At 70.5% G+C, this 25573-nt stretch carries 23 protein-coding genes; 12 read left to right on the forward strand and 11 right to left on the reverse strand.

Going from position 1 to position 25573, the window contains the following annotated elements:
- Positions 1-136: 136 nt before the first annotated feature.
- The 6 genes from MTDSW087_RS14875 to clpB form a co-directional block, all read right to left on the reverse strand.
- Complete coding sequence (locus MTDSW087_RS14875; protein WP_144765184.1) at positions 137-1036, reverse strand: dienelactone hydrolase family protein; 900 nt, start codon at positions 1034-1036, stop codon at positions 137-139.
- An 89-nt stretch (positions 1037-1125) separates the two neighbouring features.
- Positions 1126-2562: a short-chain fatty acid transporter gene (locus MTDSW087_RS14880; protein ID WP_144765186.1), complete on the reverse strand. Its 1437-nt coding sequence runs from the start codon at positions 2560-2562 to the stop codon at positions 1126-1128.
- 84 nt (positions 2563-2646) lie between these two features.
- Entirely contained in the window at positions 2647-3321 is a 675-nt protein-coding gene (locus tag MTDSW087_RS14885; RefSeq protein ID WP_144765188.1) for a metallophosphoesterase family protein, read from the reverse strand.
- Complete coding sequence (locus MTDSW087_RS14890; RefSeq protein ID WP_244948388.1) at positions 3318-3713, reverse strand: type II toxin-antitoxin system RelE/ParE family toxin; 396 nt, start codon at positions 3711-3713, stop codon at positions 3318-3320. The genes MTDSW087_RS14885 and MTDSW087_RS14890 overlap by 4 nt, the downstream gene beginning before the upstream one ends.
- Entirely contained in the window at positions 3710-3976 is a 267-nt protein-coding gene (locus MTDSW087_RS14895; RefSeq protein WP_144765190.1) for a CopG family ribbon-helix-helix protein, read from the reverse strand. Before MTDSW087_RS14895 ends, MTDSW087_RS14890 begins: the two co-directional genes overlap by 4 nt.
- Positions 3977-4080: 104 nt before the next feature.
- Positions 4081-6711 carry an ATP-dependent chaperone ClpB gene (gene clpB, locus MTDSW087_RS14900; RefSeq protein ID WP_144765192.1) on the reverse strand — a complete coding sequence of 877 codons (2631 nt, stop codon included), beginning with the start codon at positions 6709-6711 and terminating at the stop codon, positions 4081-4083.
- 196 nt (positions 6712-6907) lie between these two features.
- Here clpB and MTDSW087_RS14905 point away from each other — a divergent pair, with 196 nt between their 5' ends.
- A complete protein-coding gene (locus MTDSW087_RS14905; protein WP_144765194.1) occupies positions 6908-7675 on the forward strand; it encodes an MOSC domain-containing protein in 768 nt (255 codons plus the stop codon).
- 16 nt (positions 7676-7691) lie between these two features.
- Here MTDSW087_RS14905 and MTDSW087_RS14910 read toward each other — a convergent pair whose 3' ends face one another.
- Positions 7692-7934, reverse strand: coding sequence for a hypothetical protein (locus MTDSW087_RS14910; protein WP_144765196.1), 243 nt, complete (start codon positions 7932-7934; stop codon positions 7692-7694).
- A 267-nt stretch (positions 7935-8201) separates the two neighbouring features.
- A complete protein-coding gene (locus MTDSW087_RS14915; protein WP_144765198.1) occupies positions 8202-8411 on the reverse strand; it encodes a hypothetical protein in 210 nt (69 codons plus the stop codon).
- A 289-nt stretch (positions 8412-8700) separates the two neighbouring features.
- Here MTDSW087_RS14915 and MTDSW087_RS14920 point away from each other — a divergent pair, with 289 nt between their 5' ends.
- The 3 genes from MTDSW087_RS14920 to MTDSW087_RS14930 all read left to right on the forward strand — a co-directional run bounded on the left by MTDSW087_RS14920 (position 8701) and on the right by MTDSW087_RS14930 (position 12130).
- On the forward strand, positions 8701-8853 hold the full coding sequence (locus MTDSW087_RS14920) for a DUF3096 domain-containing protein (RefSeq protein ID WP_144765200.1): 153 nt from the start codon (positions 8701-8703) through the stop codon (positions 8851-8853).
- 158 nt (positions 8854-9011) lie between these two features.
- Positions 9012-11714, forward strand: coding sequence for a pyruvate, phosphate dikinase (gene ppdK, locus MTDSW087_RS14925; RefSeq protein WP_144765202.1), 2703 nt, complete (start codon positions 9012-9014; stop codon positions 11712-11714).
- 176 nt (positions 11715-11890) lie between these two features.
- Positions 11891-12130 carry a hypothetical protein gene (locus tag MTDSW087_RS14930; protein ID WP_144765204.1) on the forward strand — a complete coding sequence of 80 codons (240 nt, stop codon included), beginning with the start codon at positions 11891-11893 and terminating at the stop codon, positions 12128-12130.
- Between the two features lie 112 nt (positions 12131-12242).
- On the opposite strand, the gene MTDSW087_RS14935 is transcribed toward MTDSW087_RS14930, so the two are convergent.
- The 3 genes from MTDSW087_RS14935 to MTDSW087_RS14945 all read right to left on the reverse strand — a co-directional run bounded on the left by MTDSW087_RS14935 (position 12243) and on the right by MTDSW087_RS14945 (position 17650).
- On the reverse strand, positions 12243-13751 hold the full coding sequence (locus MTDSW087_RS14935; protein ID WP_373321884.1) for a peptidoglycan L,D-endopeptidase MepK: 1509 nt from the start codon (positions 13749-13751) through the stop codon (positions 12243-12245).
- Between the two features lie 214 nt (positions 13752-13965).
- Positions 13966-16044, reverse strand: coding sequence for a L,D-transpeptidase family protein (locus MTDSW087_RS14940; RefSeq protein ID WP_144765318.1), 2079 nt, complete (start codon positions 16042-16044; stop codon positions 13966-13968).
- A gap of 109 nt (positions 16045-16153) precedes the next feature.
- Entirely contained in the window at positions 16154-17650 is a 1497-nt protein-coding gene (locus tag MTDSW087_RS14945) for a sigma-54-dependent transcriptional regulator (RefSeq protein WP_144765208.1), read from the reverse strand.
- 271 nt (positions 17651-17921) lie between these two features.
- On the opposite strand from MTDSW087_RS14945, the gene MTDSW087_RS14950 reads away from it, so the two are divergent.
- From MTDSW087_RS14950 to MTDSW087_RS14985, 8 genes are all read left to right on the forward strand, one after another.
- Complete coding sequence (locus tag MTDSW087_RS14950) at positions 17922-19802, forward strand: M3 family oligoendopeptidase (RefSeq protein WP_144765210.1); 1881 nt, start codon at positions 17922-17924, stop codon at positions 19800-19802.
- A gap of 65 nt (positions 19803-19867) precedes the next feature.
- Positions 19868-20092 carry an AbrB/MazE/SpoVT family DNA-binding domain-containing protein gene (locus MTDSW087_RS14955; RefSeq protein ID WP_144765212.1) on the forward strand — a complete coding sequence of 75 codons (225 nt, stop codon included), beginning with the start codon at positions 19868-19870 and terminating at the stop codon, positions 20090-20092.
- Positions 20089-20472, forward strand: a complete 384-nt coding sequence (locus tag MTDSW087_RS14960; protein ID WP_144765214.1) for a type II toxin-antitoxin system death-on-curing family toxin — start codon at positions 20089-20091, stop codon at positions 20470-20472. The genes MTDSW087_RS14955 and MTDSW087_RS14960 overlap by 4 nt, the downstream gene beginning before the upstream one ends.
- Positions 20473-20583: 111 nt before the next feature.
- Positions 20584-21945 carry an ABC1 kinase family protein gene (locus MTDSW087_RS14965; RefSeq protein WP_144765216.1) on the forward strand — a complete coding sequence of 454 codons (1362 nt, stop codon included), beginning with the start codon at positions 20584-20586 and terminating at the stop codon, positions 21943-21945.
- Between the two features lie 131 nt (positions 21946-22076).
- Complete coding sequence (locus MTDSW087_RS14970) at positions 22077-22370, forward strand: aa3-type cytochrome c oxidase subunit IV (RefSeq protein ID WP_142582837.1); 294 nt, start codon at positions 22077-22079, stop codon at positions 22368-22370.
- 132 nt (positions 22371-22502) lie between these two features.
- A complete protein-coding gene (locus MTDSW087_RS14975; RefSeq protein WP_144765218.1) occupies positions 22503-23645 on the forward strand; it encodes a Re/Si-specific NAD(P)(+) transhydrogenase subunit alpha in 1143 nt (380 codons plus the stop codon).
- Positions 23646-23662: 17 nt separating this feature from the next.
- The gene (locus tag MTDSW087_RS14980) at positions 23663-24112 is read left to right on the forward strand and encodes a proton-translocating transhydrogenase family protein (protein WP_144765220.1); all 450 of its coding nucleotides are present in this window, start codon (positions 23663-23665) and stop codon (positions 24110-24112) included.
- A 4-nt stretch (positions 24113-24116) separates the two neighbouring features.
- Complete coding sequence (locus MTDSW087_RS14985) at positions 24117-25514, forward strand: NAD(P)(+) transhydrogenase (Re/Si-specific) subunit beta (RefSeq protein WP_144765222.1); 1398 nt, start codon at positions 24117-24119, stop codon at positions 25512-25514.
- The last annotated feature ends 59 nt before the right edge of the window (positions 25515-25573 follow it).

A 25573-nucleotide genomic window follows, 5' to 3' on the forward strand; every position in this document is an offset into this window, starting at 1 on the left:
CCGCCGCATCTCGGCCGGACGGGTCCCCGGGCCCGGGAAGGCGCGGCTCCGCTTGAACACCCTGGCATATTCCGCACTGCGAAGCCGTGTCCCGCAGGGCACAGCCCGCGGAACTTGAGCCGCGGCGGCGGCCCGCTCAGCCGACGCCGTTGGCCTTGAGGAAGGCGAGCGCGCGCGACCAGCCGTCCTCGGCGGCGGCCTTGCGGTAGCTCGGCCGGTAATCGGCGTGGAAGCCGTGCGGCGCCTCCGGATAGACCACGAGTTCCACGGACTTGCCGGCCGCCTTCGCCTTGTCGCGCGCCTCCTCCACGGAGGCGACCGGGATACCGGTATCGGCGCCGCCATAGAGGGCGAGCAGCGGCGCGTTGATCTCGCCTGCCACGTCGCCGGCATTGCGGGGCTGGATGTCGCTGCGCTGGCCGCCGAGGGGCCCGTACCAGGCCACCGCGGCCTTCAGGTCGCGACGATGCGCCGCGTAGAGCCAGGCGCCCCGCCCGCCCCGGCACCAGCCCATGACGCCGAGCCGGCCGAGATCGCCCTTGGCGGCGGAGCCCGCATAGGCCGCGGCCGCGTCGAGATCGGCGATCCACTGCGCGTCCGGCGTCTTCGAGATCACGTCGCGCACGATCTGCTGCGCGTCCGTCATCGTCGAGAGGTCGCCCTGGCGGGCGTAGAGCTCTGGCGCCACCGCGCAGTAGCCCGCCTTGGCGAGCCGCCGGCAGATGTCCTTGATGTAGTCGTGGACGCCGAAGATCTCCTCGATCACCAGCACCACCGGGAAGGGGCCGGGCCCCTTGGAAACGGCGCGGTAGCCCGGCATCGGCCCGTCCTGGGCCGGGATCCTGACCTCGCCGGCCTCGATCCCGTCGCTGTCGGTGTGGATCGCCTGAGCCTCCACCCGGGTCGTCGCGAGCGTGAGGCCGCTCATCAGGCTCGTCATCACGAAGCCGCGTCGCGACAGGGGTGGCGTGACGAGGCCGGTCAGTCCCGCCTCCCGGGCCGGCGCCGCGCCGTCGCCCGAACCGTCGTGCTGCATGGTTCCTCCCGGTCTGTCGTCGCGGGCAAGCGAGCATGCACCCGCCCGCGGGGTCAATGCGACTCAATCGGCGGTCCCGGACCGTCCCGTCAGGGCATGACGGGCGGATGGTATTCCAGCGTGAAGGCGAGCGCCCAGAGCAGGAACAGCACCACCGGCAGGTGCGCCATCAGCTGGAGGAAGCTGAAGCCGACGATGTCCCGCGCTTTCAGCCCGAGGATGCCGAGCAGCGGCAGCATGAAGAACGGGTTGATCAGGTTCGGCAGCGCCTCGGCGGCATTGTAGACCTGCACCGCCCAGCCGAGATGCACCTTCAGCTCGTTGGCCGCCTGCATCACGTAGGGCGCCTCGAGCAGCCACTTGCCGCCGCCGGAGGGGATGAAGAAGCCGAGGATCGCCGAGTAGATGCCCATCGCCAGCGGGAAGGACCCCTGCGTGTTGAGCGCCACGAAGGCATGGGCGATCACGTCCGAGAGGCTGTGGCCGGCCCCGTTCTTGGCCCCCGTCAGGATCGCGGCGATGGCCGCGTAGAAGGGGAACTGGATCAGGATGCCGGCGGTGGCCGGCACCGCCTTGCCGAGGGCTGCGAGGAAGCGCTTCGGGCGCCAGTGCAGCACGAAGCCGAGCATCAGGAAGAGCAGGTTGTAGGTGTTGAGGTTCGAGATCGCGACCTTCCAGTCCTGGCGCGCGAATTCCTGCACCAGCCAGCCGGCCGCGAGGAGGCCGATCAGCACGGTGAGGATCGGCGCGTGCTCCAGCCACTCGCCGGGCTGGGTCGGGGGCGGGAGGCGGTCGTCCTCCTTCGACACGTCGACGCCGAGGGCTTCGGCCGTCACCGCCGTCTCGCGGCCCGGGGCGGAGGCCAGCGCGATCACCGTCGAGAGCACCACGAGGACGACGGCGATCAGGATCGACTGCCAGAGGAAGATGGTCTCGCTGAAGGGGATCACGCCGGTGATCGGCAGGAGGCCCGGGGGCAGGCTCTTCGGGTTGGCCTGGAGCTGCGCGGCCGACGAGGACAGGCCCATGGCCCAGGTGGCACCGAGGCCGAGATAGGCCGCCGCCCCCGCCGCCCGGTAATCCATGCGCAGGTCGGTGCGGCGGGCGAGCGCGCGGGTGAGCAGTCCGCCGAAGATCAGGCTGAGGCCCCAGCTCAGGAACGAGGACAGCATGGTGGCGAGCGCCACGAAGCCGATGGCGCCGCGGCCGGTCTTCGGCACCAGCGCCATCCGGTCGATGAGCGCCTGGACGGGGGCGGAGGTCGCCACCACGTAGCCGCCGATGGTCACGAAGACCATCTGCATGGTGAAGGGGATCAGGCTCCAGAAGCCGTCGCCGAAGCTCTTGCTCACGGCCTGGGCCGGCGCGCCGTTGAGGAGCGCCGCGAGCGCCACCACGACCACCGCGATGGCGACGAAGACGAAGGCGTCCGGGAACCACTTCACCGCCCAGTCGGTGAAGCGCAGCGCGAGGCGCGCGAGCGCGCTGTCCTTCGAGCGGTCACTCTGTGTCACGGGCGCGTCCATCGGCATCGGCGTCTCCCACGCGGCCCAGGCCGCGGCGGGGGTGAAACTGTCGGAGAACGGCCGCGCTTCAAGCGCCGCGGGTGCTCAGCCGGTACGGACCTGCAGGAATGTCTCGGCCGCGCCCGCCCCGGCCGTGAAGACGCCCGCCGTGAGGGGGCCGCCATAGACCGCGCCGGTATCGAGGTTGGTGCGGTAGGGCCGCACCTCCGGCCGTCCCCCGCCCTGCGGCGTGTGGCCGTGGACGACGTGCCGGCCGAAATCGCGGTCCTCGGTCAGGAAGGGCTCGCGGATCCAGAGGCGGTTGCGGACCTCCGGGTCGGGGGCCGGGCTCGCGGGGTGGAAGCCGGCATGGACGTACCAGTGCCGCGCATCCGCGTGCAGGGTCGGCAGCGCCTCGATCCAGTCGAGCACGTCGCGCGGCAGGGCAGCGGCCTCCTCGACACCGAAGGATTCGAGCGTGGTGAGGCCGCCATTGACCATCCAGTGCGCATCGGCGCCCGGCGTCCGCAGGCTCTCCAGCAGCATCGCCTCGTGGTTGCCCATCAGGCAGACCACCGAATCGGGCTCGCGCCATTGCAGCTTGCGCAGGGTCTCGATCACCCGGGCGCTGTCGGGCCCGCGGTCGATGTAGTCGCCGAGGAAGACGAGCCGGCGCGGCCGGCCCGCGGCATGCGCCTCGATCCGCTCCAGCAGCCCGTCGAGCTGGTCGGCGCAGCCGTGGATGTCGCCGACGGAGTAGGTGAGCGGTTCGGCGGTCATTGAGATGTTGTCAGAGGAATGGCTTCGCAGTGCAAGAGGATGCTGACGCAGGCCGGGTGTCCTGCCGGATCGGCACCCGACATCAATCCGGCCATCCCTCGGACGGCCAGTCCCGGGCCGTATGGATGCCGTGCAGGATGGCCAAGACCTCGCCGCCGGCTTGCGACACGCGCTCGTAGGCCATGATTGTAGGGCAGTCCCGAGACGGACTTCTCGAACGTGCCGCTCACCCGGCCCAGCCTGCCGGTCGGCGTTTCGCCTAGCGCCTCGGCGGCAGCCCTGAACCGGGCTGTGACGGTTCGGGCGGCAGACGGGTTCTCCGAGGCGATGTAGCGCGCGACGGCGAGGACGTCCTGCCGCGCCCCCGGTGACCAGATGACCGGTCGCGTCACTGCCCTGCCCGGGCCGCCTCGGCGTCCGCGATGACGGCCTCGACCTCACGGAACACATCGTCCGTCCCGGTCCTGCGGCCCGCACGAATGTCCTGGCGCCCCCGCTCGATCGCTTCGATCACGGCAAGCTCCCGCTCGACATAGCCCGTGACGGCTTCTCCGGCCAGCACATCGCCGGTCGTGCGGTTCAGGTTGGCCAAACGATCGAGCTTGGCCCTCGTCTCCTTCGGTAGACGAACGACGAGCGTCGATGTTTCCGCCATCAATCACCGGTCTCCAGCGGCCCGGGCGAGCGTAGCACGGGATCGGACCGGGCTGCGCTTCAATAAGGTGGCCCCGGCGCATCCGCGCCGGGGCCCGCTCAGGGTCAGTTCAGCGTCGCGCTGGCCGGCCGGCGCTCGGCGCCGACCGCCACGTCGCCGATCATCAGGCCCATCGGCCCGAGGGTGACCGGCACCGTCTCGCCGTCATGGACCTTGCCCGCGAGCAGGAGCTCGGCCAGCGGGTCCTGCACGTTCTTCTGGATCACCCGCTTCAGCGGCCGCGCCCCGTAGGCCGGGTCGTAGCCCTTGTCGGCGAGCCAGGTGCGGGCCTCGTCATCCACGTCGAGCGTGATCTTGCGCTCGTCGAGGAGCTTCTGGAGCCGCTTGAGCTGGATGTCGACGATCGCCCCCATCTCCGAGCGCGCGAGGCGGTGGAACAGGATGATCTCGTCGATCCGGTTCAGGAATTCCGGCCGGAAGTGGTGCCTGACGACGCCCATGACCTCGTCGCGGACCGCGTCGGAATCCTGGCCCGCGGGCTGGTTCACGAGGTGCTCGGCCCCGAGATTCGAGGTCATGATCAGGAGCGTGTTGCGGAAGTCGACCGTGCGGCCCTGCCCGTCCGTCAGGCGCCCGTCGTCGAGCACCTGCAGGAGGACGTTGAACACGTCCGGATGCGCCTTCTCCACCTCGTCGAACAGCACGACCTGATAGGGCCGGCGCCGCACGGCTTCGGTGAGCGCGCCGCCCTCCTCGTAGCCGACATAGCCCGGAGGCGCGCCGATGAGGCGGGCGACCGCGTGCTTCTCCATGTACTCGGACATGTCGATGCGCACGAGCGCCGTGTCGTCGTCGAACAGGAAGCCGGCGAGCGCCTTGGTCAGCTCGGTCTTGCCGACGCCGGTGGGCCCGAGGAACATGAACGAGCCGATCGGCCGGTTCGGATCCTGCAGGCCGGCGCGCGCCCGGCGGACCGCGGTCGAGACCGCCTCCACCGCCTCGCGCTGGCCGACCACGCGCTTTCCGAGCTCCGTCTCCATCGCGAGCAGCTTCTCGCGCTCGCCCTCCAGCATCTTGTCGACGGGCACGCCGGTCCAGCGCGAGACGACGCCCGCGATATGGGCCGGCGTCACCGCCTCCTCGACCATGCCGTCGCGGGCGACCGCCGATTCCGCCGCGGCCTCGATCTCGGCAAGCCGCTTCTCCAGGCCGGGGATCACGCCGTAGGCGAGCTCGCCCGCGCGCTGGTACTGGCCCTGGCGCTGGGCCGCGGCCAGTTCGTTGCGGGCCTCGTCGAGCTTCTTCTTCAGCTCCGCGGCGGCGCCGAGCTTGTCCTTCTCGGCCTTCCAGCGCGCGGTGATGGTGGCGGATTGCTCCTCGAGGTCGGCGAGCTCCTTCTCCAGGCGCTGCAGGCGGTCGCGGGAGGCAGAATCCGTCTCCTTCTTGAGCGCCTCGCCCTCGATCTTCAGCCGCACGATCTCGCGGTCGATGTTGTCGAGCTCCTCGGGCTTGGAATCGACCTGCATGCGCAGGCGCGAGCCCGCCTCGTCGACCAGATCGATGGCCTTGTCGGGCAGGAAGCGGTCGGTGATGTAGCGGTTCGACAGGGTCGCGGCGGCCACGAGCGCCGAATCCTGGATGCGCACGCCGTGGTGCTGCTCGTACTTCTCCTTGATGCCGCGCAGGATCGAGACCGTGTCCTCCACGGTCGGCTCGGAGACGAAGACCGGCTGGAAGCGCCGGGCGAGCGCCGCATCCTTCTCGACATGCTTGCGGTACTCGTCGAGCGTGGTCGCGCCGACGCAATGCAACTCGCCGCGGGCGAGCGCGGGCTTCAGGAGGTTCGAGGCGTCCATGGCCCCGTCCGCCTTGCCGGCGCCGACCAGGGTGTGCATCTCGTCGATGAACAGGACGATGCCGCCCTCGGCCGCCTGGACCTCGGAGAGCACGCCCTTCAGGCGCTCCTCGAACTCGCCGCGATACTTCGCACCCGCGATCAGGGCGCCCATGTCGAGGGCGAGCAGGCTCTTCTCGCGAAGGCTCTCCGGCACGTCGCCGTTGACGATGCGCAGCGCCAGGCCCTCGACGATGGCGGTCTTGCCGACGCCGGGCTCGCCGATCAGCACGGGATTGTTCTTGGTGCGGCGCGACAGAACCTGAATCGTGCGGCGGATCTCCTCGTCGCGGCCGATCACCGGGTCGAGCTTGCCCTCACGCGCCGCCTCCGTGAGGTCGCGGGCATATTTCTTCAGGGCGTCGTAGGCGTTCTCGGCCGAGGCGTTGTCGGCGGTGCGGCCCTTGCGGAGCGCGTTGATCGCCGCGTTGATGGAGGCAGGGGTCACGCCCGCGGCCTGGAGCGCGCGGCCGGCCTCGGTGTTGCCCTCGACGGCGAGCGCGAGCAGCAGCCGCTCGACGGTGACATAGGAATCGCCTGCCTTCTCCGCGGCCTTCTCGGCGGTGTCGAACAGGCGCACGAGGTCGCGCGTCGCCTGGGGCGCGGCGCTGTTGCCCGAGACCTTCGGCTGCTTGGCGAGCCATTGCTCGACCTGCGCGAGTGCCACGCGCGACTGGCCGCCGGCGCGGTCGATCAGGCCGGCGCAGAGCCCTTCCGGATCGTCGAGCAGCACCTTCAGGAGGTGGCCCGGCTGAAGCTGGGGATGTCCCTCGCGCATCGCGAGGTTCTGAGCCGCCTGCACGAAGCCGCGGGCGCGCTCGGTGTATTTCTCGAAATTCATTCACAACCCTCCCGTACCGGCATCCGCCGCCCGACAAGAGGCGCGGCGCCACCGAAACGTCGCCCTCCGGCTATCCGCCGCGCGAGGGCCCCGGCGCCGTTGGCCGCCGGTATCCGGGATGTGGTGTTGCAAATCCGCACCACAAGTCCCGGCAGAGCTCTTGCGCGCGGCGGCATTTCAGGGCCACGCTGCGCGCATGGCCGCGCTCTCGATCCACGCCCTCTACCGCTACCCCGTGAAGGGCCTCAGCCCCGAGCGGGTGGAATCCGCCGAGCTGGAGACCAGCGGCTATTTCCCCGGCGACCGGCTCTACGCCATCGAGAACGGGCCCTCCGGCTTCGACCCGGTCGTGGTCCGGCACCTGCCCAAGACCAAGTACCTGATGCTGATGCGCGACGAGGCGCTGGCCCGGCTGCGCACCCGGTACGAGGATGCCACAGCGACACTGTATGTCGAGGCGGAGGGCGAGACCCTCGCGGCCCGGCTCGACACGCCGGAGGGGCGCGGCGTCCTGGAGGACCTGATGCGGCGCCTCCTGCCGGACGCCCTGCGCGGCGAGCCGCGGGTGCTGGAGGCGCCGCCGCATTACCGCTTCACCGATTCCAAGATCGGCTTCGTCTCGCTGATCAACCTCGCCAGCGTGCGGGCGATCGAGGATTTCGTCGGCGCGCCGGTCGACCCGCTGCGCTTCCGCGGCAACCTCCTCGTCGAGGGGCTCGACGCCTGGGCCGAGCTCGCGATGTCGGGCGCCGTGATCGAGGCGCCGAGCGGGCTGCGGCTCAAGCTGACCCAGCGCACGCAGCGCTGCGCGGCGACGAACGTCGATCCGGTGAGCGGGATCCGCGACCTCGACATCCCCTGGACGATCGACGCGCGCCTCGGCCACCGCGATTGCGGCATCTACGCGGAGGTGATCGCGGGCGGCGCGCTCCGGACCGGCGACGCGCTCCGGGCGGTGGCCTGAAGCGCGCCCGGGCGCCTCAGGAGGGCCGGCCCGCGACGGTGCGCACGCCGTCGGCGCGGCGATGCTCGCAGGCGATCTTGAGATAGCGGTCGCCCCCGCCCGGCAGGCCGGCGGAGGCCGCCATCGCCTGGGCGTGCATCAGGCATTCCATCGGCGTGCGGGCTGGCGTGACGACAACGTCGAGGGCGGTGTCGCGGGAGCAATCCTGGGCCAGCAGCGTGCCGGCGCAGACGAGGGCAACGGCGAGAAGTTCGGACATGACGGACCCCCATGGCGCCTCGATCGGCGCGTGAACGACAGGTCCGCGGGGTGCTCCGGCGTCCGAGCCACCGCGTGGTTGTTGCTCCGGGTGTCCCCTCCTCTCAGGCCGGCATCGGCCGCCATGCGGCGCCCGCCGTCTCTCGTTCCTGTCTTTCCCCGGATGCCGCGATGGCGCCGCGGCGTCCGGTAGTCCGGCCGGCGACAGTCGCCGCCCCCGGAATGTTGCAGTGCAGCATAGGCACTGCAGGACCGGTGCCAGCGCTTCTCAGCGGCGGGCGTCGAGCCAGACCGGCTCCGGCTCCTCGGCCGGCATCAGGGCGGCCACCGCGTCGAGATCGACGGTGTAGGATTGCGTGAGCAGCTGCCAGACCTCCGCGCTCGAGGCCGCGCTGGAGCGCAGGGCATCGAGCGCGCGGGCGAGGTGGCTCGGGCTGAGGAGGGTGGGGCGCGGCAGCAGCGGATCGGCGTTCGGCATGGCGTGAACAATCCTTGACGACCCGCCCAGGTTCTCAAAACGTCGTTAATGCGCGGCTAAGAGCACCTCACACAACTCCCGCTGCGCCGTCGTGCCCAGAGGGAGATCTCCCGGTCGCCGGGAGTTTTGTGAGAGGCGCTAATTCCGGCGACGACAGTCGAGCCTCTGCCCATCGGCTGGCGGGGCGGCCGGGGAACCAATCGGCGGGATCGCGCGTCGCATCATGGCCGAGCTGCCGGCCAAGCTTGTCGACCGAGCTTGCCGGCCGGCCAGTCCGCCGAGGCCTCCGATGACCATCACCATCACGAACCTGCAGCCGGTGATCGCGCTGATCGCCGGCGTCCTGATCCTGATCATGCCGCGGCTGCTGAACTATATCGTCGCGGCCTATCTCATCCTGGTCGGGCTGATCGGGCTCGGCCTGTTCCGCAGCCTGACCTGAGGGCGAAGCCCTCCGGAATCGGCGGCGCATCCGCAGAACATCACCCCCGATCCGACACGATGTGAGGGGCGTTCACCTTGCGTTGCACCGCGAGATGGTCCAACCCGCGGTCACGGACCGGTCACGGTCGCGCACCCTTCAGAACGGACGGGATCGACATGGCAAGCGAGGGCACCGCGGGGAACGCGAAGTGGGTCTACGCCTTCGGTGACGGCAAGGCCGAGGGCAAGTCGCAGATGCGCGAACTGCTCGGCGGCAAGGGCGCGAACCTCGCCGAGATGTCGAATCTCGGCCTGCCGGTGCCCCCCGGCTTCACCATCACCACCGAGGTCTGCACCTACTACTACGCCCACGACAAGCAGTACCCGCCGGAGCTGAAGGCGCAGGTCGACGAGGCGCTGGCCAAGGTCGGGGCGCTGACCGGCCGCACCTTCGGCGACGCCGAGAGCCCGCTCCTCGTCTCCGTGCGCTCGGGCGCCCGCGCCTCGATGCCCGGCATGATGGACACGGTGCTGAATCTCGGCCTCAACGACGCCACCGTCTCGGCGCTCGCCGAGAGCGCGGGCGACCCGCGCTTCGCCTACGATTCCTACCGCCGCTTCATCACCATGTACTCGAACGTGGTGCTCGGCGTGGAGCACCACGCCTTCGAGGAGGCGCTGGAGCACTACAAGGAGCGCAAGGGCGTCGAACTCGACACCGAGCTCGGGGCCGAGGACTGGAAGACCCTGATCCAGACCTACAAGAAGATCGTCCGCGACGAGCACGGATCCGACTTCCCGCAGGAGCCGCAGGACCAGCTCTGGGGCGCGATCGGCGCGGTGTTCGATTCCTGGATGATCCCGCGGGCCAAGAAGTACCGTGAGCTGAACAGCATCCCCGAGAGCTGGGGCACGGCCGTCAACGTGCAGGCCATGGTGTTTGGCAACATGGGCGACACCTCGGCGACCGGCGTCGCCTTCACCCGCAACCCCTCCACCGGCGAGCGGGCGCTCTACGGCGAGTTCCTGATCAACGCCCAGGGCGAGGACGTGGTGGCGGGCATCCGCACGCCGCAGGACATCACCGAGAAGGCGCGGATCGAGGCCAAGTCCGACCGGCCCTCGATGGAGACGGCGATGCCCGAGAGCTTCGCCGAGCTGACCCGGATCTACGGGATCCTGGAGAAGCACTACCGCGACATGCAGGACATGGAGTTCACCATCGAGAGCGGGAAGCTCTGGATGCTCCAGACCCGCAACGGCAAGCGCACGGCGAAGGCCGCCCTCAAGATCGCCGTCGACCTCGCCAGCGAGGGGCTGATCACGCAGGAGGAGGCGATCCTGCGCGTCGAGCCGGGCGCCCTCGACCAGCTCCTGCACCCGACCATCGACCCGAAGGCCGAGCGCAAGGTGATCGCCTCGGGGCTTCCCGCCTCGCCCGGCGCCGCCACCGGCGAGATCGTGTTCAACTCGGAGGCCGCGGAGGCCTGCCGCAAGGCCGAGCGCAAGTGCATCCTCGTGCGCATCGAGACCTCGCCTGAGGACATCCACGGCATGCACGCCTCGGAGGGCATCCTCACGACGCGCGGCGGCATGACGAGCCACGCGGCCGTGGTCGCCCGCGGCATGGGCAAGCCCTGCGTCTCCGGCGTCGGCACGATCCGCATCGACTACAAGGCCCAGACCCTGTCGGTGGGCGGGCAGACGCTCAAGGCCGGCGACAGGATCACCATCGACGGCTCGACCGGCCAGGTGCTGCTGGGCGAGGTGAAGATGCTGGAGCCGGAGCTCTCCGGCGACTTCGCCCAGCTGATGGGCTGGGCCGACGCCCACCGCACCATGAAGGTGCGCGCCAACGCCGACACGTCCACCGACGCCCGCACCGCGCGCAATTTCGGCGCGGAGGGCATCGGCCTCTGCCGTACCGAGCACATGTTCTTCGAGGGCGACCGCATCATCGCGGTGCGCGAGATGATCCTGGCCGACGATGCGGAGGGCCGCCGCGCGGCGCTCGCCAAGATCCTCCCCTACCAGCGCCAGGACTTCGTCGAGCTGTTCAAGATCATGTCGGGTCTGCCCGTCACGATCCGCCTGCTCGATCCGCCGCTGCACGAGTTCCTGCCGCACACCGACGCGGAGGTGCAGGAGGTGGTGGCGGCCACGGGCGTGCCCGAGGACAAGATCCGGCACCGGATGCGCGAGCTCTCCGAGTTCAACCCGATGCTCGGCTTCCGCGGCTGCCGCCTCGCCATCGCCTTCCCCGAGATCGCCGAGATGCAGGCGCGGGCGATCTTCGAGGCGGCCGTGCAGGCGGCCGAGGAGACGGGCAGCCCGGTCACCTCCGAGGTGATGGTGCCGCTGGTCTTCACCCGGGCGGAGTTCGACATCGTCAAGGCGCGTATCGACGCCATGGCGAAGGCCGTCTCTGAGGAGAAAAACGCCACGCTTGCCTATCAGGTGGGCACGATGATCGAGCTGCCGCGCGCCGCGCTGAAGGCGGGCGAGATCGCCGAGACCGCGGAGTTCTTCTCCTTCGGCACCAACGACCTGACGCAGACGGCGCTCGGCATCTCCCGCGACGACGCGGCGACCTTCCTCGGCCCCTACACGCAGAAGGGCATCCTGCCCTCCGACCCGTTCGTGACGATCGACCAGGAGGGCGTGGGCGAACTCGTGCGCATCGGCGTCGAGCGCGGCCGGAAGGTCCGCAGCGGCCTGAAGCTCGGCATCTGCGGCGAGCATGGCGGCGATCCGGCCTCGATCGGCTTCTGCCAGGAGGTCGGGCTCGACTACGTCTCCTGCTCGCCCTACCGCGTGCCGATCGCCCGCCTCGCCGCGGCCCAGGCGGCGCTCGGCAAGGTGCTCGGCGGCGAGGGCTGAGCGACGAGGCCGGGCGCTTCGGCGCCCGGCCTTCACCGCCGGTTAGCCAAGCCGCGCCCGGCCTGTGGAAAAAATGCGGTCGGCGCGGCGAACATGCGCCGTTCAGGCACGTTGAATGCTAGGTGCCTGAACGCTTGCGCGCGGGCCCTTTTCAGCCATGCGCGGGATTGCCGGCCATGAGCGACCCGATCTCCTCCCCTGCCCTGATCCCGCCTGCCATGCCGCTGCCGCGGTTGGTGGAACGCAGCTACCTGTGGGCCATCGCCGCGCTCGGCGGCCTCGCCACGGGCGCGCTCATGGTCTTCGCCGTCGCCACGCAGAGCGGCGCCGATGCCGAGCGCATCGCGGGCGGAAGCAGCTACGCGGAGACGCTGGTCTCGGCCCTCGCCGTCGCCCAGGCCCGCCGCACCCAGTAAGGGAATCCCAAAGGGATCATCCCTTTGGCGGGGTCTCGGGGCGGCGCCCCGAGGCTTTTCAGGGCTCCGCCCTGGACCCGCGAGAGGGGTGAGCCCTCTCGACACCCGGACATCAGCGGCGATTGGGTACGGCGCGCGTCGCCGAGCCGGTGAAGCGCTGCGTCGTGAGGTCGTCGCCCGGGCTCGCCGCGCGGAAGCGCGTCGCGACCGCGTCCGGGCCCGGCACCACCAGATCGTCCGGCGCGGCATCGGCCTGCGCCTTGGCCGTCGCGATCCGAACCGGCGCGCCGCGCGGCGCGGGCGTGGCCGCCTCGTCCGCAGCCGCGGCCTCGAACAGGGCGCGCAGCTGCGCCTTCGGGTCGGCATCGGCCGGCACCAGCGCGACGCGGCGCGTCATTGCGGGTGCGGCCGGGATCTCGCTCTTCTGGAGCATGGAGGGCGGGGCGGCTAGAGCCACCGGGCCCATCGCGGCGAGCTGGACCGGGCGCTGCGGCGGCAGCGGCATCATGATCGCCGCGGCCGCGACGGCGGCGAACTCGGCGGGCCGGCGCGGCGGCAGCGGCGCCTCGACCGTCTGCAGCAGCGGGTCGGCCGGCTTCGCGGCGGCCTGCGCGGGCGTCTCGGCGGTGAGCAGGCTCTTGGCGTCGGCGGGCTTGGCATCCGCCTTGGCGCCCCGCTGGAGCGCCGAGCCGCGGAGTGCCTGGTCGGCGTTCGGGGCGGCGTAGGCGAGCGCGTTGCCCGAGCCGATCTGCACGTCCGGATCGGCGCTGGCCACCGCGATGGCCGGCTTCTGCCGCCGCCGGCTCGCAGTCGGGGCGGGGGCCGGCTCGGGCGCGCTCGATCCGCCGCCGAACAGGCTCGCCAGGAACTTGCCGACGCTCGGCCCGTCATCCTCCTCGGCCGCCGCGACCTGCGTCGTGATGCCGGCCACCGAGCCGCCGCGGGCGAGCACCTCGGCGCGGGCCTCCTCGTAGCGGGCGAGCGGATGGCCGTCCGCGGGCAGGTGCACGGTCTTGCCGTCCGGGAACAGGCGGGCGAGCTGGTCGTGGCTCATGCGCGGCCAGGAGCGCACCGAGCCCACGTCGAGATGCACGAAGGGCGAGCCCGCGCGCGGATACCAGCCGACGCCGCCGCGCTGCATCTGCATCCCCACCGCGCGGATCTGGTCGATCGACGCGTCGGGCAGGTAGAAGTCCATCGCCTTGCCGAGCATGTGCTGGCTGTACTCGGCCACCGCGCGGGAGCGGCGGCGCAGCATGGCGTTGGTGCCGGGCGAGCGGTAGGCCGAAACCACGTGGATCGGCTCGGACGCGCCCACCTGCCGGTAGGCCTCCCACACCGTGTCGAACAGGCGCGGGTCCATCTTGATCGGCTCGTCCATGCGCCAGTCGCGCAGGAGCCAGTTGAGCTGCTCCAGCGCCGCGCGGTCGTAGCGACCGTCACGCTTGAACGTGATGGTCGCGCTCTCCTTGGTGTGGGTGTGATAGATCGAGAGCGTGCGGGTATCGCCGTTGGCGACCGCATCCTGGGTGCCGCGTGTGCCGCCGAGCAGGGCGAGCGTGAGGCCGGAGACGGCGATGACGAGACGGCGGGCGGGTCGGATGCGGGAGATCCTGCGCACGATGATCCTTGCCCAATGCGGGTACCCGCGACGGCGGGAATCATGGTGAACGCAAGGTTGCCGAAAACCGTCAACGGCCGGTTATCGGGTCCTCGTCCTGGACACCGCTCGATTCCCTACGGCTAAGGCTCGACCGTGGCGAAATCGTGCCCGCAAGTGTGGCCGCGCACGCTCACGGATTCTTGTCCTCAGGCACGTTTTCTTGAGGGGGCTCTCACCACCAGCCGCGCACGACCGGGGCGGGCCGGCCCGCCCACGGATCCGGATCGGCATAGACCATGCCGGCCTCCTCGCGCGCGGGCCGCGGCAGTGGCCGTGCCGCCTGCCGGGCCTGGACATGCGGCCGCTGCGGGCGGGGCGGAGCCGCCTCGGCGTTCCGCGTGGCGGGCTCGCGCTTGGGCGCCTTCGCGATCGCCGGGCCGCCGCCGCCGGGCAGGCCGAGGGCGGCGCGCATCGGCGCGTCGTAGCCGTAGAGGTCGGGGGCCGTGCGGTACTGGCCGGCATCGTCGACATAGCCGGTGAAGTAGGCGAGATGCACCGGCAGCTTCTGGTCGAGGCGGATGGTGCGCTCGCCCTTGCCGATCAGCTTCTTCAGCCGCTCGCTGGTCCAGGCCTCGGGCAGTACTGTGCCGGCGAAGCGGAAGGGATCGTCCACGCGCACGCAGCCATGGCTGAAGGCGCGCGACGAGGCCGAGAACAGGGAGCGGTTCGGCGTGTCGTGCAGGTAGACGGCATGCGCGTTCGGGAACATGAACTTGATGAAGCCGAGCGCATTCTTCTCGCCCGGCGGCTGGCGCAGCGAGACCTGGCCGCCGCGGCGCACCACCTCGTAGCCGCCCCAGGTCTTGCCGCCATAGGCGGCGATCTTGGGCAGCATGGTCTTCAGGATCGAGGGCGGCACGTACCAGGACGGGTTGACGACGGCGTATTCCATCGCCCCCGAGAAGATCGGCGTCGGCGATTCCGCCTTGCCGACGATGACGCGGGCCTCGTCCCGCAGGGCGCCTCCGCGGAACACGCGCAGGCGGTATTCCGGCACGTTCACGAGCACGTAGTCGGGGCCGAGCTCGGCCGGCAGCCAGCGCCAGCGCTCCATGTTGACGATGAGCGCGGCCTCGTCGCCGGTCGCCGCCTTGCCCCGCCCGTCGGAGCCCGCCAGCGCCATAACGGTCTGGGCGTTGAGCACGCCCGTGGCCGCGAGGCCCCGGGCGCGCTGGAAGCCCTGCACCGCGTCGGCCACCGCCGTGTCGTAGGCATCGGGCTCGCCCGGGCCGGCATCGAGCGTGCCGGCGCTGCGCGTCTCGAGCCCGAAATGCGCGCGCAGCAGCGGCACGCGGGGATCGCGCATGCCGAGCCGCAGCACGGGCCCGGGCGGCAGCCGGAGCGCCGCCTTGGTCGTGGCCTTGGCCTCGGGCGCCGGACCCCGCAGGCTCGCGAGCCGCGCCTTGAGCGCGAGGTAGCCCGCCGAATGCGGATTGTGGGATTGGAGCTGGTCGCCCGCCGCGGCGCCCGCGCTGGCGATGCGCGCCAGCACCGCGTCCGCGCTGGGCAGGTCGAGGCTCGGGGTGATCAGGCGCGAGATCGCGGCGAGGTTGACGCGCCCGCCGCGGGCATCGCGGGCATAGAGGGCGATCGCCGCCGAGAGCTTGAGGTCGGCTTCCGCCACGGCCGCGAGTGAGGCGGCCTGGGCATCGGCATCGCCGGGCTTCGGCGCGGCCGGCAGGGCCGGGACGGGATAGGCCCGGGCGTCGAGCCCGTCCTCCCCCGCCGCCGCGAGCCGGGCCGCCGCGGCCTTGGCCGCCGGCGTGTAGGCGCCGTCCGCGATCCAGACCGGCTTGAAGGCGCCGAGCGCGTAGAAGGCGCGGATCGCCTCGCGCTCCTTGCCCGTCAGCCGCGCGAGCAGCGGGGCGGGCGCGGCGAGCCGGCGGTAGAGCGCGGCGGATTGGGGATCGCTCGGCTCGACCGGCGCGCCTGCAGCGTCGGAGGAAGCGGGCGCGTCCGTCGCGGGCGCGGCATTCGCCGGCACGCCGACCGCTTCGGCGGGCGTCGTCGGCTGCGTTCCGTCCTTCGTCGGATCCTTGGCTGTGTCCCTGGCCGCGTCCTTGGAGGAATCCTTGGCCGGGTCTTTGGCCGGATCCTTCACGGCCTCGGCCGGACGGGCCGGATCGCCCGGCACGGCCGCGTCGGTGCCCACCGCCGCGGTCCGCAGCGTCGCGGTCTCGAGGGCGCGCGCCGCCACCGAGCCGGCGAGAAGCGCGGCCAGTGCGACCAGGGCTGTGCGCGGAACGCCCATCATCGAGACTCCCGGGGAAGGCGGCCCCGGGGGCCGCTTCGCCTGCTGTACCATAACGAGATCAAGCGCCGCCGTATGCCCCCGCACGCGGCGGAGCGCTGCGGCGAAGTCAGGCGGCCGCGTCCTCGGCCTTGTCCTCGCCGTCGAGGCCGAGGTCCTTGAGCTTCCGGTACAGGGTGGATCGGCCGATTCCGAGGCGGCGCGAGACCTCCGACATCCGGCCCCGGTAGAATTGCAGCGCGAAGCGGATGATCTCGGCTTCGAGCACGTCCATCGTCTTCATCTCGCCGGTCTCCTCGGCGACGAGGGACATGGCGTGCGGGTCGCGCACCTCGACGCGCACGATCTCGCGGACCGGCTCCGGCACGGCGCCCGAGGCCGGGATGGGCTGGCCCGGGGCGACGGGCACGCGCACGTCGAACCCCTCCACATGGGCGGCGATCTGCGGGAACTCGGCCACCGTCAGCTCGTCCCCGTCCGCCAGCACCACGGCGCGGAACACGGCGTTCTCGAGCTGGCGCACGTTGCCGGGCCAGCCGTAGCGGGTCAGCATCGCCATCGCCTCGGGCGTCACGGCGCGCACCCGCTTGCCCTCCTCAGCCGAGAAGCGGGCGCAGAAGGAGCGCACGAGGTCCGGGATGTCCTCGCGCCGCGCCCGCAGGGGCGGCAGGGTCATCGGGAAGACGTTGAGGCGGTAGTAGAGGTCCTCGCGGAACTTGCCCTGCTTCACGAGGTCGAGGAGCGAGCGGTTCGTCGCCGAGACCAAGCGGATGTCGACGCGCACGCTGCGCTTGGCCCCGACCGGGTCGACCTCGCCCTCCTGCAGGGCGCGCAGCAGCTTCACCTGGGCGTCGAGGGGCAATTCGCCGATCTCGTCGAGGAAGAGCGTGCCGCCCGACGCCTCGACGAACTTGCCGGCATGCTTCTCGGTGGCGCCCGTGAAGGCGCCCTTCTCGTGGCCGAACAGGGTCGACTCGACGAGGTTCTCGGGGATCGCCCCGCAATTGACCGTCACGAAGGGCTTGCCGCGGCGCTCGCCGGAGCCCTGGATCGCGCGGGCGAGCACCTCCTTGCCGACGCCCGATTCACCCTCGATCAGCACGGGGATGCTCGACTTCGCCGCGCGCTCGGCGAGCCGCATCACCCGGTCCATGTCGGGGCTGCGTGAGGTCAGGTCCTTGAAGCTGAGCGACCCGGAGGCGCGGCGGCGCATGCGCCGGACCTCCTCCTCCAGCTGGTCCACGCGCAGCGCGTTCTTGATGGAGACCTGGAGGCGCTCGGCGCCCGCCGGCTTCACCACGAAGTCGACAGCGCCCGCCCGCATGGCGTTGACGACGGCATCGATCGAGCCGTTGGCGGTCTGCACGATCACGGGGGTGTCGAGGCCGCTCTTGCGCATCTCGGCGAGGACCGCGTGCCCGTCCATGCCGCCGGGCATCACGAGGTCGAGCAGCACCACGTCGATGGCGGGCTCGGTGCGCACGAGCGTCAGGGCGTCGGCGCCGTTCTCCGCCGTGCGGGTCTCGAAGCCGAACCGGCGCACGGCGGCCTCGGCGAGGCGGCGCTGCACCGGATCGTCGTCGACGATCAGCACCGTTGTGGTCATGCGGCCCATCCCCTTGGTCCACGCGCGGTCGCGCCGGGACCGCCCGCGCCAGGGCGGCCGTCCGGTGCTCGTCGCGCGGGTGTTTCGTTTCGAGATGCAGCCTCGCTCAGATGCGTAAAGCTGCGCTTAACGACGATGCGAGGATTTCGCGGACGGTGTTGTCACGGGTGGTGACGGGGGCTCGGTTGAAGCCCACGCCCGTCGGCTCGATATCAGGGCGAGCCAGGGCCCCGCTTCCACGACCGGCGGCCCGCGAGGGATCCGAGCACCGATGCCGAACCGACTTTTCTCAGTGTCTCCCTGCCGCGGGGCCGCAGGGGCTCAGGCCGGGACGCAGGCTGCCCGCGCCGCGGCGCAGGCGGTCGATCTCGGCGTCCTGCCCGAATGGGATCTCGGCGACCTCTATCCGGGGCTCGACGCGCCGGAATTCCGGGCGGATCTCGAACGGGCGGAGGCCGTCTGCCGGGACTTCGGGAAGCGCTATGCCGGCCGCATCGCCGCGCTCGCGGCCGGGCCCGACGCGGCCGAGCGCCTCTGCGAGGCCGTGCGGGACTACGAGGCGATCGAGGATCTCCTCGGCAAGCTGATGTCCTATGCCGGGCTCGTCTATTCGGGCGACACCACCGACGAGGTCCGCGCCAAGTTCTACGGCGACACCCGCGAGCGCCTGACCGACGCCTCCGGCGAGCTGCTGTTCTTCGGGCTGGAGCTGAACCGCGTCGAGGACGCGGTGATGGATGCGGCGATCGCGCAGGAGCCCCTCGCGCACTACGCCCCCTGGATCGAGGACCTGCGCCGCGAGAAGCCCTTCCAGCTCGAAGACCGCGTCGAGAAGCTGTTCCTGGAGAAGTCGGTCACCGCGAATGCCGCCTGGGACCGGCTCTTCAACGAGACGATCGCGGCGCTGCGCTTCCCGATCCAGGGCGAGATGCTGCCGCTGGAGCCGACCCTCAACAAGCTCCAGGACCCGAGCGGCGAGGTGCGCCGCGAGGCGGCGGGCGCGATCAGCGAGGTGCTGCGCACGAACCTGCGCGTGTTCACCCTGATCACCAACACCCTCGCCAAGGACAAGGAGATCTCCGACCGCTGGCGCGGCTTCAAGGACGTGGCCGATGCCCGCCATCTCGCCAACCGCGTCGAGCCGGAGGTGGTGGCGGCGATGGTCGAGGCGGTGCAGGCGGCCTATCCGCGCCTGTCGCACCGCTACTACCGCCTCAAGGCCAAGTGGTTCGGCGTGGACGCCCTGCCCTATTGGGACCGCAACGCGCCGCTGCCGCGGGTCGAGCAGCGCACCATCCCCTGGGCGGAGGCGCGCGACACCGTGCTCTCGGCCTACGACGCCTTCTCGCCGGACATGGCGAACATCGCGCGGCGCTTCTTCGACCGCCGCTGGATCGACGCGCCGACCCGGCCCGGCAAGGCGCCCGGCGCCTTCGCGCACCCCACCGTCCCGTCCGTGCACCCCTACGTGCTGGTGAACTACCAGGGCAAGCCGCGGGACGTGATGACGCTGGCGCACGAACTTGGCCACGGCGTCCATCAGGTGCTCGCCGGGCCGAACGGCGCGCTGATGGCCCCGACGCCGCTGACGCTTGCCGAGACCGCGAGCGTGTTCGGCGAGATGCTGACCTTCCGCAAACTGCTCGGTGCCACCACCGACACGACCCAGCGCCGGGCCATGCTCGCCGCGAAGGTCGAGGACATGATCAACACGGTGGTGCGCCAGATCGCCTTCTATGCCTTCGAACGGAAGGTCCACCTCGCCCGCGCCAAGGGCGAGCTGACCACCGAGCAGATCAACACCCTCTGGCTCTCGGTGCAGGCGGAATCCCTCGGCCCGGCGATCCGGCTCGATGCGGGCTACGAGCCCTACTGGGCCTATATCCCGCATTTCATCCACTCGCCCTTCTACGTCTACGCCTACGCCTTCGGCGACTGCCTCGTGAACTCGCTCTACGGCGTCTATGCGAAAGCCGAGGGCGGCTTCGTGGAGCGCTACTTCGCCCTGCTCTCGGCCGGCGGCGCCAAGCCCTACGGCGAACTCCTCAAGCCCTTCGGCCTCGACGCGACCGATCCGGGCTTCTGGCAGATCGGCCTCGGCATGATCGAGGGCATGATCGCCGAGCTGGAGGCGATGGAGGGAGAGGGCTGACGCTGCGCTTCCGGCAGGGCTCCCAGGGTGTTATACGTTCTGTATAACGCTCTGGGAGCCCGATCATGAAGCTCGAAGTCAAGCGCGTCGGCAACTCGACCGGCCTGATCCTGCCGAAGGAGCTCGTGTCGCGGCTGAACCTCCAGCAGGGGCAGTGGCTCCACGTCTCCGAATTGCCGGATGGGGGCGTGCGCCTGAGTCCCTACGACCCTGATTTCGATCAGGCGATGTCGATGGTCGACGAGATCATGGACGAATATCGCGACACCCTGCGGACGCTCGCGAAATGACCGAGCCCCGTAGGCTGACCTCGGAGGAGGTCAGGGTCGCGCATGAGCGCCAGCTTGTCCGTTTCGGCGGCCCGCCCGGCCTGCGCGACGAGAACGCTCTCGAATCGGCGCTCGCCCGACCGGTGAACCGCTGGCGCTACGAGGAAGCCGATCTGGCTTCCCTCGCGGCGGCCTACGCGTTCGGCCTCGCGCGCAATCATGCCTTCGTCGATGGCAACAAGCGGATCGCCTTCGTGGCGATGATGCTGTTCCTGCGCCTGAACGGCGCGCGCTTTGCCCCGGATCAGGCGCAGGCGACCGCGATTATCCTCGGCCTCGCCGCCGGCGAGATCGACGAGGCCGGCCTCACCCGCTGGATCCGCGACAACTGGCCGGCATAGCGTGCGCGTCGAAACAGGGGGCTCCGAGCCGCGGCGCGGGGCCCCAGGCCCCTGGTTGCTGCGCCGCGCGCGGCATATCTCGCCCTCTCGAACGAGTGAGCAGTCCCCGAGATGGCCGAGACCGACCGCGAAGCCAACCGTTTCTCCGCCCGCGCCAGCCGCTACGCCCGCGTCGGCGCCAATGTCGGCACCGTCGCCGCGCGCATGGCGGGCGCCCGCCTGTTCGGCAAGGAGGGCACCACCAACGCAGCGGCCCTGGCCCAGGCGCTCGGTGGCCTGAAGGGGCCGATCATGAAGGTGGCGCAGCTTCTCGCCACCATCCCCGACCTGCTGCCGCCCGAATATGCCGCCGAGCTTCAGAAACTCCAGGCCGATGCGCCGCCCATGGGCGCGGCCTTCGTCAAGCGGCGCATGCAGGCCGAACTCGGCGCGGGTTGGCAGGCGAAGTTCCAGAGCTTCGACCTGAAACCGGCCGCGGCCGCCTCGTTGGGCCAGGTCCACCGCGCCACCGGCCTCGACGGGGCGCCGCTCGCCTGCAAGCTGCAGTATCCGGACATGCAATCGGCGGTCGAGGCCGACCTGAAGCAGCTCGAACTCGCCTTCGCCCTGCACCGCCGGATGAACACCTGGCTCGACACCCGCGAGATCTCCAAGGAGATCGGCGCGCGCGTGCGCGAGGAGCTCGACTATACCCGCGAGGCGAAGCATGCCCGCCTCTACGGCGCGGTGCTCAAGGATATCGATGCGGTGCGCGTCCCGTGGGTGCTGGAGGATCTCTCCACCAAGCGCCTGCTGACGCTCGGCTGGCTCGACGGCGAGCGCATCCTGACCTTCTCGGACAGCCCCGTGGAGGTGCGCAACCGAATCGCCCAGGCGATGTTCAAGGCCTGGTGGCATCCCTTCAGCCGCGCCGCGGTGATCCACGGCGACCCCCATCTCGGCAACTACACGGTGTTCTCGGACGGGGCCGAGCCGCAGGGCATCAACCTGCTCGATTACGGCTGCGTGCGCATCTTCCACCCGCGCTTCGTCGGCGGCGTGGTCGATCTCTACCGTGGCCTCCTGGAGAACGACGATGCCCGCATGGTCCACGCCTACGAGGTCTGGGGCTTCAAGAACCTCAGCCGCGAGATCATCGACATCCTCAACATCTGGGCACGCTTCATCTACGGCCCGCTGCTCGAGGACCGCACCCGCACCGTGGCCGATGGCGTCAAGCCGGGCGAGTACGGCCGCCGGCAGGCCTTCCAGGTGCATCAGGCCCTGAAGGAGCGCGGGCCGGTGACGGTGCCGCAGGAATTCGTCTTCATGGACCGGGCCGCGGTCGGGCTCGGGGCGGTCTTCCTCCACCTGCGCTCGGAGCTGAACTATCACCGCCTGTTCGAGGCGGAGATCGAGAGCTTCTCCCTCGACGCGCTGGAGGCCCGCCAGGCCGCGGCGCTCGCTGCCGTCGGCCTGCCCCGCCCGGATTAATCCGCGAAAAATCGCCCCCGCGGCCCAAAAACTAGGCCGATTGTGGGGGGGTGACACGATTGCCGCAGGAAAGGGCTTAGGCTACATCCCCCGTGACAGAACAAAGAGGCGTCAAAGGGGACGAACGCACGATGGCTGATACGAAGACCGTGTCCGGGGCGGCCTACAGCCCCGCGATGGACGCCAAGACCCACGAACAGACCTATCGTGGTTTCGTCCGCTTCGTCGAGATCGCGACCGGCGTCGTCATCTGCTGGGTGCTCGCGCTCGCCGTCGGCGGCATCCGCGAGGCTTGGCTCACCGCCATCGTCGGCGTCGTGGCCGCTTCCGCGGCCGGCGCGATCGGCGCCCTCGCCCGCCCGATCGGCTGGAAGGCCCCCGCAATCGTCGCCGCGCTGCTTGGCCTGTATCTCGCTTTCGCCTGATCGGGTCGTGCGCTCGGCAAGAGCGTGACGGTTACAGACTACCGTTTCCATCACCAACACGCAGCCTGACCACCTCGAAAACCCGTCGCGCTTCGCGCATTCGGTGGCGGTCGTTACAAGGGGTTTGGCTGAATGCGCATCGCTGTGCTTTCGGAGACCGACACCGCGGAGCCGCGGGTCGCGGCGGTGCCGGAGACGGTCAAGAAATTCAAGGGGCTCGGAGCCGAGGTCGTTGTCCAGTCGGGTGCCGGCCTCAAGGCGGGCGTGCCCGATTCGGAGTTCGAGGCGGCCGGCGCCACCGTCGCCGCCTCGGCGGAGGAGGCCGCGCGCGACGCCGACCTCGTCCTGAAGGTCCGCCGCCCGGCGCCCGAAGAGCTGAAGCTCTTCAAGCAGGGGGCCGCGGTCGTCGCGATCATGGATCCCTACGGCAACGAGGCCGCCCTCCAGGGGATGGCCGAGGCCGGGATCAGCGCCTTCGCGATGGAGCTGATGCCCCGCATCACCCGCGCCCAGGTGATGGACGTGCTCTCCTCGCAGGCCAACCTCGCCGGCTACCGCGCCGTGGTCGACGGTGCCGCCGAGTACGGCCGCGCCATGCCCATGATGATGACGGCCGCCGGCACCGTGCCCGCCGCCCGCGTCTTCGTGATGGGCGTCGGCGTCGCCGGCCTCCAGGCCATCGCCACCGCCCGCCGCATGGGCGCCGTGGTGACGGCCACCGATGTGCGCCCGGCCACCAAGGAGCAGGTCGAATCGCTCGGCGCCAAGTTCGTCGCCGTCGAGGACGACGAGTTCAAGCAGGCCGAGACCGCGGGCGGCTACGCCAAGGAGATGTCGGCCGAGTACCAGGCGAAGCAGGCCGAGCTGGTCAAGGGCCACATCGCCAAGCAGGACATCGTCATCACCACGGCCCTGATCCCGGGCCGTCCGGCGCCGAAGCTCGTCTCCGAGGAGATGGTCGCCTCGATGAAGCCGGGCTCGGTGCTGATCGACCTCGCGGTCGAGCGCGGCGGCAACGTCGCCGGCGCGAAGGCGGGCGAGATCGTGACGACCGGAAACGGCGTGAAGATCGTCGGCCACCTCAACGTCGCCGGCCGCCTCGCCGCCACGGCCTCCAGCCTCTACGCGCGCAATCTCTACGCCTTCCTCGAGACCCTCATCGACAAGGAGTCGAAGGCGCTCGCGGTGAAGTGGGACGACGAGCTCGTCAAGGCGACGAATCTCACGCGCGACGGTCAGGTCGTGCACGCCTCCTTCCAGCCCAAAGCGGCCTGATCCCGCGGAGAATCCGAATGGCTACCATCCCCCCTGATCAGGCGGCGGACCAGACGCGCGTCCTGGCCGATACCGCCCGGGCCGCGGCGACCGCGGCGCGCAACGCGGCCGACCAGGCCCAGGTGATCGCCGACAGCCTCGGCCACGGCCTGGCCGCGGCCACCCACGGCGCCGTCGATCCCACCGTCTTCCGCCTCGCGATCTTCGTGCTCGCGATCTTCGTCGGCTACTACGTGGTCTGGTCGGTGACCCCGGCTCTGCACACGCCGCTGATGTCGGTCACCAACGCGATCTCCTCCGTCATCATCGTCGGCGCGCTCCTGGCCGTCGGCGTGCCGCTGATCGAGAAGGGCACCGGCCTGGCGCGGGTGTTCGGCTTCATCGGCATCGTGCTCGCCAGCGTGAACATCTTCGGCGGCTTCCTCGTCACGCAGCGCATGCTCGCCATGTACAAGAAGAAGGGCTGAGCGGATGTCCGAGAACGTCTCGTCCCTTCTCTATATCGTCTCCGGCGTCCTGTTCATCATGGCGCTGCGGGGGCTCTCGCACCCCACCACCTCCCGCCAGGGCAACATGTACGGCATGGTGGGCATGGGGCTCGCCATCCTGACGACGCTGGTCGGCCATCCGCCGTCCGGTGCCGGCGCCTGGGTGCTGGTCCTGCTCGGCTTGGGGCTCGGCGGCGGCGCCGGCGCGGTGATCGCCAAGCGCGTGCCGATGACGGCCATGCCGCAGCTCGTGGCCGCCTTCCACTCGCTGGTCGGCCTCGCGGCCGTGGCGGTGGCGGCTGGCGCGCTCTACGCGCCGCAAGCCTTCGGCATCATCGAGAACGGCCACTTCCACAAGCAGTCGCTGTTCGAGATGGGCCTCGGCGTGGCCATCGGCGCCATCACCTTCACCGGCTCGGTCATCGCCTTCGCCAAGCTCGACGGGCGGATGTCGGGCAAGCCGATCATGCTGCCGCAGCGCCACCTGATCAACGCGCTGCTCGCCGCCGGCCTGGTCCTGCTCCTCGCGCTGTTCATCGGCACCGAGTCGAAGGGCCTGTTCTGGCTGATCGTCATCCTCTCGCTGGTGCTCGGCGGACTCATCATCATCCCGATCGGCGGCGCCGACATGCCCGTCGTCGTGTCGATGCTGAACTCCTACTCGGGCTGGGCGGCGGCCGGCATCGGCTTCACCCTCGGCAACCTCGCGCTCATCATCACGGGCGCGCTGGTCGGCTCGTCGGGCGCGATCCTGTCCTACATCATGTGCCACGCGATGAACCGCTCGTTCATCTCGGTCATCCTCGGCGGTTTCGGTGGAGACACCGCCGTTGCCGGCAGCGGACAGGTCGAGACGCGCCCCGTCAAGCAGGGCTCGGCGGACGACGCGGCCTACATCATGAAGAACGCCGAGCGTGTGATCATCGTCCCCGGCTACGGCATGGCGGTCGCCCAGGCGCAGCACTCGCTGCGCGAGATGGCCGACATGCTGAAGAAGGAGGGCGTCGACGTGAAGTACGCCATCCACCCGGTGGCGGGCCGCATGCCGGGCCACATGAACGTGCTGCTCGCCGAGGCGAACGTGCCCTACGACGAGGTGTTCGAGCTGGAGGACATCAACGGCGAGTTCCCGCAGGCGGATGTCGCCTTCGTGATCGGCGCCAACGACGTCACCAACCCGGCCGCCAAGACCGACAAGACCTCGCCGATCTACGGCATGCCGATCCTCGACGTGGAGAAGGCCAAGACCGTGCTCTTCATCAAGCGCGGCATGGGCTCCGGCTACGCGGGCGTCGAGAACGAGGTCTTCTTCCGCGACAACACCATGATGCTGTTCGGCGACGCCAAGAAGGTGGTCGACCACATCCTCAAGGCGTTCTGAGGCGGAAGCCTCGGGCGGATCGGCGGGGCGGGCAGCGATGCCCGCCCCGCTGTCGTTTT

It is taken from the genome of Methylobacterium dankookense, from assembly GCF_902141855.1.
GTDB lineage: Bacteria > Pseudomonadota > Alphaproteobacteria > Rhizobiales > Beijerinckiaceae > Methylobacterium > Methylobacterium dankookense.